The following is a 9,123-nucleotide window of genomic DNA, read 5'->3' on the forward strand; positions in this document are numbered from 1 at the left end:
TTTGTGCCGCCGCGGACTCCTCCGCGTGTGTTTCGGCGGGTGCGTATCTCCTAAGCCTTGCAAATTAGGAGAATTTTTGTGATTTATGAGCTTAATTGATTGCTGTCGGATGGTTTGTTTCCACCGTGACGCCACCGTCGTGATTGATAGCGCCATTTTTTGATCAGCCGAGATCCTCGGTTTCGATTCGTTTTGAGGTTTAGCATGGCACGTGATGGCCGGGTGGCGAGCGCCGCCCTGTTGCTCTTCCTGTCGCTGGCCGGTGTCGCCGGCCTCGCGGTGGTTCCGGCCGTGGCGCAGCCCCTGCCGCCGATATCCAGCTCCAACGGTCCCGGCAATGGCCCCCCCGGCATTCCCCCCGATGTGCTGACCATCCCGCAACTGCCGGTCCCACCGAGCAGCAGCTTCGCCATAGACGACACGGTTTTGGTCGGCAACGACGACGACTGGACCGGTCAGGTCATCCTCAACGCGCCCTATTCGGTCATCCAGGTCACGCAGTTCTACCGGACGGAGATGCCCAAGATGGGCTGGGCCGAGACCGCGATCGTCCGCGCCCGCCGGACCTCGATCTCGTTCGTGCGCGACCAGCGCGTGGCGACCATCCGGATCAGCATCCAGAAGGACGACACCAAGCGCACCGACATCGACGTGGTGGTCTCGCCGATCCAGACGAAGATGACGCCGGGCACCCCGGGCGCGTCGATCCCGCTGCCCCGGCTCAAATAGGGGACTGAAATAGGGCGGGCTCCTTCCGGATCCCTCATCGATCGCTTGCGCCCAGGCCGCTTGTCGGGTCACATCACGGCCAGACCGGCGGGACAGCCGGAGCCAACGATCGAGGGGGGACCCCAATGACCAGTCAACCCATGGGCGGAGATCCCATCGTCATCACCGCCGCCGCGCGCACGCCGATGGGCGGCTTCCAGGGCGACCTCGCCACGGCCACCGCGCCGGAACTGGGCGCCACCGCGATCCGCGCCGCCCTCGACCGCGCCGGACTGGCCGCCGATCAGGTCGACGAGGTGATCATGGGCTGCGTGCTGCCGGCCGGCCTGGGACAGGCGCCGGCGCGGCAAGCCTCGCTGGGAGCCGGCATCCCCGAGTCGGTCGGCTGCACGACCATCAACAAGATGTGCGGATCGGGCATGAAGGCCGCCATGCTGGCCCATGACCTGATCGCCGCCGGGACCAACCGGGTCATGGTGGCGGGTGGCATGGAGAGCATGACAAACGCCCCCTACCTGCTCGACCGAGCGCGCGGTGGCTACCGTATGGGTCATGGCCGCGTGCTCGACCACATGTTCCTGGATGGGCTGGAGGACGCCTACGAGAAGGGCCGTCTGATGGGCACCTTCGCGGAGGACTGCGCCCGCCATTACCAGTTCACCCGCGAGGCGCAGGACGCCTACGCCGTCGCCTCGCTGACGCGGGCCCGGACGGCGGTGGAGGACGGCACCTTCGATCGGGAGGTGGCGCCCCACACCGTCCGTTCACGGAAGGGCGATGTCGTGATCTCCCGCGACGAGCAGCCGGGCAAGGCGGCTCCGGACAAGATCGGCGGCTTGAAGCCGGCCTTCCGCCCGGATGGGACGGTGACGGCGGCCAATTCCAGCTCGATCTCCGACGGGGCGGCGGCCTTGGTTCTGATGCGCCTGTCGGAGGCCGAGCGCCGCGGCGTCACGCCGCTGGCCGCCATCGCCGGCCACACCACCCACGCCCAGGCGCCGGGCTGGTTCACCACCGCGCCGGTCGGCGCGATGCGGAAGCTGTTCGACAAGGTCGGCTGGTTGGCCCGCGACGTCGACCTGTTCGAGGTCAACGAGGCCTTTGCCGTGGTCGCCATGGCGGCGATGCGCGAGCTGGACCTGCCCCATGACAAGGTCAACATCCATGGCGGCGCCTGCGCGCTGGGCCACCCGATCGGCGCGTCGGGCGCCCGCATCCTGGTGACCCTGCTGGCGGCGCTGGAGAAGCACGGGCTGCGTCGTGGTGTCGCGTCGCTCTGCATCGGCGGCGGCGAGGCCACGGCGATGGCGGTCGAGCGGCTGGGCTGACGCCCCATGCCGACCGGCCATGATGTACGGGAGGGAGTGATGACGGGGCGCCGGTTGATTTCGGGCGGATCGGAGTTCGAGCGAATCGCGGGGTACTCGCGCGCCGTGGTGGAGGGCGATTGGGTCTTCGTCTCGGGCACCACCGGGTTCGACTACGCGGCCGGCACCATATCCGACGACGTCGCGGAGCAGGCACGCCAGACCTTCCGGACCATCGCGGCGGCGCTGGCCGAGGCGGGGGCGAGCCTGTCGGATGTCGTGCGGGCCCGCTACCACATCACCGACGCCGCCTTCTGGAACGAGCTTCATCCGGTGCTGGGCGAGGTCTTCGGGGAGATCAGGCCGGCGGCGACCTGCGTGGTCAGCGGCCTGATCGATCCCCGGATGAAGGTCGAGATCGAGGTCACGGCGCGCGTCGGGTCGGCGCCGGGCGTCTAGCCGAAACGGAATCAAGGATTTCAGGCGGTAAAGAATGCTGATCACCGAGGAACAGGCCATGGTGCGCGACATGGCGCGCCAGTTCGCGGCGGAGCGGCTGGCGCCCTTCGCGGCCGAGTGGGACCGGACATCTACGTTCCCGGTCGAGGCCCTGGCCGAGATGGGCAAGCTGGGGATGCTGGGCATGGTGGTGCCCGAGGAATGGGACGGCGCCGGCACCGATTATGTCTCCTACGCCTTGGCGCTGGAGGAGATCGCGGGTGGCGACGGCGCCGTGTCCACCATCATGAGCGTCCACAATTCGGTCGGCTGCATGCCGATCCTGAAGTTCGGCACGACCGACCAGAAGGAACGGTTCCTGCGGCCGATGGCGCGCGGCGAGATGCTGGGCGCGTTCTGCCTGACCGAACCGGAGGCCGGGTCCGACGCGGCGGCGATCAAGACGCGGGCGCGGCGCGACGGCAACCACTGGGTGCTGGACGGCACCAAGCAGTTCATCACCAACGGGCGCAACGCCGGGGCCGCGATCGTCTTCGCGGTGACCGATCCCGCCGCCGGCAAGCGCGGCATCAGCGCCTTCATCGTGCCGACCGACACGCCGGGATACACGGTGGCCCGGATCGAGCACAAGCTTGGCCAGCGCTGCTCGGACACCGCCCAGATCGTGCTGGAGGGCTGCCGCCTGACGCCGGACCTGATGCTGGGCGAGGAGGGCAGGGGCTATGGCATCGCGCTGGCCAACCTCGAGGGCGGCAGGATCGGCATCGCCGCCCAGTCCGTCGGCATGGCGCGCGCCGCCTATCGGCACGCGCTCGCCTACGCCAAGGAGCGCCGGAGCATGGGCGTGCCGATCATCGAGCATCAGGCGGTGGCCTTCCGGCTGGCCGACATGGCGACCCGGGTCGAGGCGGCGCATCATCTGGTCATGCACGCCGCCAGCCTGCGCGACGCCGGCATCCCGTGCCTGAAGGAAGCCGCGATGGCCAAGCTCAACGCGTCGGAGATGGCCGAGCGGGTTTGCTCCGACGCGATCCAGATCCATGGCGGCTACGGCTATCTGGAGGATTTCCCGGTCGAGCGGATCTACCGCGACGTCCGCGTCTGCCAGATCTACGAGGGGACCAGCGATATCCAGCGCCTGATCATCAGCCGCCAGATCGCCGCCGAGGATTGAGACCAGACACCGCGAGCTCAACCGATCACCGGCGATCCCCGGAAAACCAAAAGGACGCATAGGGGCGTGCTTGACCGCTATTGCGTGTCAATAATCTCTTGGACTATCTATTTTGGCTAGGGAGGGACGGGGTTTTCCCGTGCCCTGGGAATCTTCGTCAATCCGGGCCGGGCACTGTGACACACATACTTGCGGTCGACGACGACGAACAGGTTCAGGAGATGCTCGAGGAGTATCTCACTCGTGAGGGATTTCGGGTCACGCTGGCGGCGACGGGCGCCGCCATGGAGGAGGCCCTGGCCGCCGAGCCGGTCGACCTGATCCTGCTCGACCTGAGACTGCCCGATGGCGACGGGTTGGCGCTGGTTCGGCAGCTTCGGACCGAGAGCCAGCTTCCGGTGATCATCCTGTCGGGCAAGATCGAGGCGGTCGACCGGATCGTCGGGTTGGAACTGGGGGCCGACGACTACCTGACCAAGCCCTTCGACCCCCGCGAGTTGCTGGCCCGGATCAAGGCTGTGCTGCGCCGGGTCGGCGAGGCGGGCGCCGTCCGCGCCGGCGACGAGTTGCGCGCGGCGGTCAGCTTCGCCGGCTGGAGCTTCGATCTGGCGTCGCAGCGGCTGACATCCCCCGACAATCGCGACGTGGATCTGACCAAGGCGGAATTCGCCCTGCTGGCGGCCTTCGTCAAGCAGCCCCAGCGGGTGCTGTCGCGCGATCAGCTTTTGGATCTCACCCGGATCGACGGGGCCGAGGTGTTCGACCGCAGCATCGACGTGCTGATCCTGCGGCTGCGCCGGAAGATCGAGTCGAACCCGAAGGAACCCCAGATCATCCGGACCGAACGGGGGCTTGGATACTCGTTCGACGCCAAGGTCAAACCGATCTGAGCCGATCCCAAGATCGGTGGAGCCGGGCTTGCCGCATATCCCCGCCGACGATAGGGTGGCGCCAAACAACCGGGGGAGGGACAAACCCATGAACGCGCCCATGAACGGGACATTCGACTTCTATTTCGACTTCGCCTCGCCCTACGGGTATTTCGCGGCGACCCGGATCGACGGCATCGCGGAGCGTCATGGTCGCGCGGTGCGCTGGCACCCGATCCTGCTGGGCGCCATCTTCAAGGTCAGCGGCATGAAGCCGGTCATGGAGCAACCGCTGCGGGGTGGGTATCTGGCTCACGACGTACCGCGCTTCGCCCGATTGCTGGGGGTGCCGCTGACCATGCCGGCCAAGGCGCCGTTGAACGCCCTGGTGGCGTCGCGGGCCTATTGGTGGCTCGAGGATGTCGATCCGGCCAAGGCGCGTGACCTCGCCAAGGCGATCTACCACGCCCATTGGGGCGAGGGACGGGACATGACGACCGCCGAGCAGGTGGCCGAGGTGGCCGAACCGCTTGGGATCGCCGTCTCCGACTTGCTGGCCGGTGTCCAGAACCCGGTGGTCAAGGACCGGCTCAGGGCGGAAACCGACGAGGCCATCCGCCAAGGCGTGTTCGGCGCTCCTTTCATCATCGTCGACGGGGAGGCGTTCTGGGGAGCGGACCGGCTCGATCAGGTCGACCGGTGGCTGGAGCGTGGCGGCTGGTGAGCGGGGGGCCTGACGCGGGTCACCGCAATCCCAGCTTGTATAGGCCCTTCATCAGATAGTCGTGAAGGTCCGCCTTCTCGGCGATGGTGTCGATCACCGTCAGGTTGGCGGCGCCATCGGCCTGGGCCATGGCCTTGCCCCAGTCGCCCGCCGCGAAGTCGCCCCGCCCGATCCACATCACCGCCCTCAGCTCGATCCGGGCATCCTCGGAGAGATCGGCGATCATGCCGCGCAGGCGCTGGTACTTGCCGCTGTCATCGGCCGCCTCGACCACTTCGAGACTGTCGAACGAACTGGGGTTGCGTTCCCCCCGGGCGTTCGGCTCCTCGTCGACATCGCTCTGGTAGGTCTTGTTGAGGATGGTGTCGCGAATTTGCCGGCACTCGTCGGAAAGCTCGGCGATCCGCTCGATCTGGTCGATCTCGAGATTGTCCAGCATGGTCTTCCTCCATCGCTTCCGGTCCATGGACGAAAACCCAACAGGAGCAGTCCCGGCCGGTTCCCGCCCCGTTCCCACCCGCGCCCTGGACACGGTGCCGCATGGCATCCGGAAGCTGGATCGGAATGGTCGATCGGTATAGCTATGTCGATTGTTCGACCCTCAAATGGCATCAGGGCGAAGTAACGCGAGACCCCGGGGGATTACCGATGCGCCAGACCGAATCGTCCCGCTTCGCGAAACTCCCCGAGCTTCGGCTGTCATGATGTCCGATCCTTCGCGGACCAGCCCAAAACCCGGTCCGCCACCGATGCCGAAGGAGGATGCCCGCGCGCGGCGCCTCGCCAGACGCCGCGCCAGGCTTCACGGCGGCTTGAGCGCGGTCGTCTTCACCGGCGTTCTGCTCGGCCTAATCTCGCTGTCGATCAAGACGGTCGCGGGCGATCTCGCCTTCGTGCTGCTCGCGACCGTGGCCATCGTGGTCTACATCTTCCACAGGCTGTTCCCCGGCGGCGAGTTCTTCACCATCGCGCTGGCCAACTTCATCGGCATCTACGCGTCGATCTTCGTCCTCTTCGTGGAGGGCAACTTCAAGACGCTGACGCCCATGGTCCAGGCCGTCGGCTTCGTCATGCCCCTGGCCGCCTTCGTCGGCGGCGCCTATTGGAAGCGGCACGCCGTCCGGACCATCGTGCTGACGGATGTGCTGCGCCCGGGAGGCCGGTTCGACCGCATCTTCCTGTGGCTGCTGCCGGTCATCGCGATCGGATTCCTGACCTTCCTGATGCCGGGGCACGACTTGGCGCCCGCGGCGGTGACCAAACTGTTCCTGCTCGCCATGGTCGCGATCTCGCTGGTGGTGCTGTTCGTCAGCCGGGACATCGCGATCTTCCTTCTCGACACGGGCTTGCTGTTCGAGGGCTTCTTCCAGGCCGCCGCCCGGCTGGTGGTGCCGGCCTTCGCCTTCCTGACCTTCTACTCGCTGCTGGTGATCGTCTTCGCGTCGCTCTACACCATCCTGGACCGGTTCACCGATCCGCCCAACTTCGTGATCGACGGCCGGCCAAGGGACATCACCTTTCCGGAGAGTCTCTATTTTTCACTGGTCACGCTCAGCACCGTGGGTTACGGCGATATCCAGCCGCATACCGGCTTCTCGCGGCTGATCGCGGCGACCGAGATCCTGCTGGGGATCCTGCTGTTGCTGTTCGGGTTCAGCGCGATCATCAGCCACCGGACCGACCGGCGAGGTGGCTGACGAGGTGGCTGAATGGATGCGGGACACGCGAACCTTGGACGCCCGAACCCTGGCGCCACCATGAGGAGATCCGAGATGGCCAATCCTAAGACCGGCTCCTTCACCGGGCTGAAGAGCCAGATCAAGATCGTCGAGGTTGGTCCGCGCGACGGCCTTCAGAATGAAAAGGGGATCGTTCCCGCGGCGGTGAAGATCGAGTTGATCGACCGGTTGACCGAGGCCGGACTGCCGGTGATCGAATCGGGAGCCTTCGTGTCGCCCAAGTGGGTGCCGCAAATGGCCGACACCGCCGAGGTGCTGGCGGGCATCCATAGGCGCGCCGGGATCTCCTATCCCGTGCTGGTGCCGAACTCCAAGGGGCTGGAGGCGGCGATCGCCTCCGGCGTCGACGAGATCGCGATCTTCGGCGCCGCGTCGGAATCCTTCAGCCGGAAGAACATCAACTGCTCGATCGACGAGAGCTTCGAGCGGTTCAAGCCGGTGGTCGAGACGGCGCTTGGGCATGGCATGCGGGTGCGGGGATATGTCAGCTGCGTGCTCGGCTGCCCCTATGAGGGGCCGGTCGATTCGGCCGCGGTCATGGACGTCGCCGAGCGCCTGATGAGGCTTGGCTGCTACGAGGTCTCGCTGGGCGACACGATCGGGGTCGGCACGCCGGGGCAGGCGCGCGACCTGATCGACACCGTGGCCCAAGCCGTTCCGATCGATCGACTCGCGGTTCATTTTCACGACACCTACGGTCAGGCGCTGGCGAACATCCTCGCCACGCTGGAGGCGGGGATCGCCGTGATCGACAGTTCGGTCGCCGGACTGGGGGGCTGCCCCTATGCCAAGGGCGCGTCGGGCAATGTCGCCACGGAGGACGTGTTGTACATGCTGAATGGTCTCGGCATCGAAACGGACGTTGATCTGGATAGGGTCGCGGCCGCCGGCGCCTGGATCTCGGAGCGGCTGGAGCGGCCCAACGCGTCGCGGGTTGGGCGCGCCATGGCGGCGGCTGGCGGCTGACCTTAAGTCTAGCGGGCCTAACGCTTTTGTCGGACGGGACTGACAACGTTTTTTAACGGAATTGGGCTAAGCTCGTATCAATTCGATCCGAACAGGGCCCCGTCTGCTGGCGTGGGTTGATGGAACCCATGTCAAGATCCACGGAAGACGTCAAAAACTGGATGAACATGTTCCGCTGGATCGTCAAGTTGATCCGCGACGAGTTCGACATAGACGAGAAGATCCTGGTCCGAACCGCCACCCTGGAAACCGACATGGGGCTGTCGATCGAGCAGGTCGAGCAGGTGCTGGAATTCATCGCCGAGAGCTTCCAGATCACCTTTCCCGAGGGAACGCTGGACGAGATCGTGAAGCTCGAGGAGCTGTGCATGCTGGCCAGCTGGATCAAGGGTTTCTACAAGCGGCCGGAGTTCATCTCCGACTCTTTCGAAAGCCGCTGCCGCGACATCAACACGATCGCGGCCTGAGTCCAGCGGGCGCGCTTCGAGCACGCATAGCGGATTATCCACCTCCCCCTTCTCCACCGTCTTTATCCGGTTGGCGGGCGTGCTATCTGGTGCTGATCAAACTCGTCGTCAGCATGCGGAACCTCATGCCCATTCACATGATCAAGATGGCGGTCGGGATCACCGATCCCGACCATCTCGCCGAGGTCCAGCAAGGCCGCCGGTTCGTCCGCGAGGGACAATCCGTCGTGCCAGCCTATACCCGCCGGAAACCGCGCCGCCCCGACGAGGTCATCGACGGCGGGTCGATCTATTGGGTCGTCAAGGGGCAGGTCCGTTGCCGCCAGCGGGTGGTCGATTTCGAACTGGTCGATGGGGAGGAGGGCCAGACCTGGTGCAGGATCATCCTGGACCCGACGCTGGTTCCGACGGTGCCGCAATCCAAGAAGCCGTTCCAGGGGTGGCGCTATCTCGAACCCGATCTGGCGCCGCGCGATCTCGCCGACGCCGATCCCGAAGGCGAGTTGCCGCCCCATATCCTGGCGGAATTGCGCGAGCTGGGGCTGGCTTGAAGGCGGGCTCGACGCCCCGCCTGTCACGGCCCAGTCAAAAAAACTTCACCGGCTGGCAGCTTTTTGTGTTGCGAGGCTGAAATCAGGGGTCTATATACCGCCTCACCGAAGCGCTGGTGGCTGACGCCGCCGACACGC

The 9,123-nt window shown here is 66.1% G+C and carries 11 protein-coding genes; 10 read left to right on the plus strand and 1 reads right to left on the minus strand.

Annotated features, from left to right (window positions below; all coding sequences use genetic code 11):
- The first annotated feature begins 204 nt into the window (after window positions 1-204).
- From N825_RS25010 to N825_RS25035, 6 genes are all read left to right on the plus strand, one after another.
- Window positions 205-729 carry a hypothetical protein gene (locus N825_RS25010; protein ID WP_037458091.1) on the plus strand — a complete coding sequence of 175 codons (525 nt, stop codon included), beginning with the start codon at window positions 205-207 and terminating at the stop codon, window positions 727-729.
- A gap of 125 nt (window positions 730-854) precedes the next feature.
- Complete coding sequence (locus N825_RS25015) at window positions 855-2,057, plus strand: acetyl-CoA C-acetyltransferase (RefSeq protein ID WP_198038887.1); 1,203 nt, start codon at window positions 855-857, stop codon at window positions 2,055-2,057.
- Between the two features lie 39 nt (window positions 2,058-2,096).
- On the plus strand, window positions 2,097-2,495 hold the full coding sequence (locus N825_RS25020) for a RidA family protein (RefSeq protein ID WP_037458097.1): 399 nt from the start codon (window positions 2,097-2,099) through the stop codon (window positions 2,493-2,495).
- Between the two features lie 34 nt (window positions 2,496-2,529).
- Window positions 2,530-3,669: an acyl-CoA dehydrogenase family protein gene (locus N825_RS25025; RefSeq protein WP_198038888.1), complete on the plus strand. Its 1,140-nt coding sequence runs from the start codon at window positions 2,530-2,532 to the stop codon at window positions 3,667-3,669.
- Window positions 3,670-3,845: 176 nt separating this feature from the next.
- Window positions 3,846-4,559, plus strand: a complete 714-nt coding sequence (locus N825_RS25030; RefSeq protein ID WP_037458100.1) for a response regulator — start codon at window positions 3,846-3,848, stop codon at window positions 4,557-4,559.
- A gap of 88 nt (window positions 4,560-4,647) precedes the next feature.
- Window positions 4,648-5,262, plus strand: a complete 615-nt coding sequence (locus tag N825_RS25035) for a 2-hydroxychromene-2-carboxylate isomerase (RefSeq protein WP_245613227.1) — start codon at window positions 4,648-4,650, stop codon at window positions 5,260-5,262.
- A 19-nt stretch (window positions 5,263-5,281) separates the two neighbouring features.
- Here N825_RS25035 and N825_RS25040 read toward each other — a convergent pair whose 3' ends face one another.
- The gene (locus N825_RS25040) at window positions 5,282-5,701 is read right to left on the minus strand and encodes a DUF3775 domain-containing protein (RefSeq protein ID WP_198038889.1); all 420 of its coding nucleotides are present in this window, start codon (window positions 5,699-5,701) and stop codon (window positions 5,282-5,284) included.
- A 310-nt stretch (window positions 5,702-6,011) separates the two neighbouring features.
- On the opposite strand from N825_RS25040, the gene N825_RS25045 reads away from it, so the two are divergent.
- From N825_RS25045 to N825_RS25060, 4 genes are all read left to right on the plus strand, one after another.
- Entirely contained in the window at window positions 6,012-6,959 is a 948-nt protein-coding gene (locus N825_RS25045) for an ion channel (protein WP_037458107.1), read from the plus strand.
- Window positions 6,960-7,034: 75 nt separating this feature from the next.
- Complete coding sequence (locus N825_RS25050) at window positions 7,035-7,967, plus strand: hydroxymethylglutaryl-CoA lyase (RefSeq protein WP_037458109.1); 933 nt, start codon at window positions 7,035-7,037, stop codon at window positions 7,965-7,967.
- A gap of 128 nt (window positions 7,968-8,095) precedes the next feature.
- Window positions 8,096-8,434, plus strand: coding sequence for a hypothetical protein (locus tag N825_RS25055; protein ID WP_037458204.1), 339 nt, complete (start codon window positions 8,096-8,098; stop codon window positions 8,432-8,434).
- Window positions 8,435-8,523: 89 nt separating this feature from the next.
- The gene (locus tag N825_RS25060) at window positions 8,524-8,985 is read left to right on the plus strand and encodes a DUF1489 family protein (protein ID WP_342666045.1); all 462 of its coding nucleotides are present in this window, start codon (window positions 8,524-8,526) and stop codon (window positions 8,983-8,985) included.
- Window positions 8,986-9,123 lie beyond the last annotated feature (138 nt).

Origin of the sequence: Skermanella stibiiresistens SB22 (assembly GCF_000576635.1) — a bacterium.
Lineage (GTDB): Bacteria > Pseudomonadota > Alphaproteobacteria > Azospirillales > Azospirillaceae > Skermanella > Skermanella stibiiresistens.

Bases quoted from the DNA above. Each gene is read 5' to 3' on its own strand.
- N825_RS25045 (WP_037458107.1), top strand. From the start codon at position 6,012: ATGCCGAAGGAGGATGCCCGCGCGCGGCGCCTCGCCAGACGCCGCGCC.
- N825_RS25050 (WP_037458109.1), top strand. From the start codon at position 7,035: ATGGCCAATCCTAAGACCGGCTCCTTCACCGGGCTGAAGAGCCAGATC.
- N825_RS25055 (WP_037458204.1), top strand. From the start codon at position 8,096: ATGTCAAGATCCACGGAAGACGTCAAAAACTGGATGAACATGTTCCGC.
- N825_RS25025 (WP_198038888.1), top strand. From the start codon at position 2,530: ATGCTGATCACCGAGGAACAGGCCATGGTGCGCGACATGGCGCGCCAG.
- N825_RS25040 (WP_198038889.1), bottom strand. From the start codon at position 5,701: ATGCTGGACAATCTCGAGATCGACCAGATCGAGCGGATCGCCGAGCTT.
- N825_RS25015 (WP_198038887.1), top strand. From the start codon at position 855: ATGACCAGTCAACCCATGGGCGGAGATCCCATCGTCATCACCGCCGCC.
- N825_RS25035 (WP_245613227.1), top strand. From the start codon at position 4,648: ATGAACGCGCCCATGAACGGGACATTCGACTTCTATTTCGACTTCGCC.
- N825_RS25020 (WP_037458097.1), top strand. From the start codon at position 2,097: ATGACGGGGCGCCGGTTGATTTCGGGCGGATCGGAGTTCGAGCGAATC.
- N825_RS25010 (WP_037458091.1), top strand. From the start codon at position 205: ATGGCACGTGATGGCCGGGTGGCGAGCGCCGCCCTGTTGCTCTTCCTG.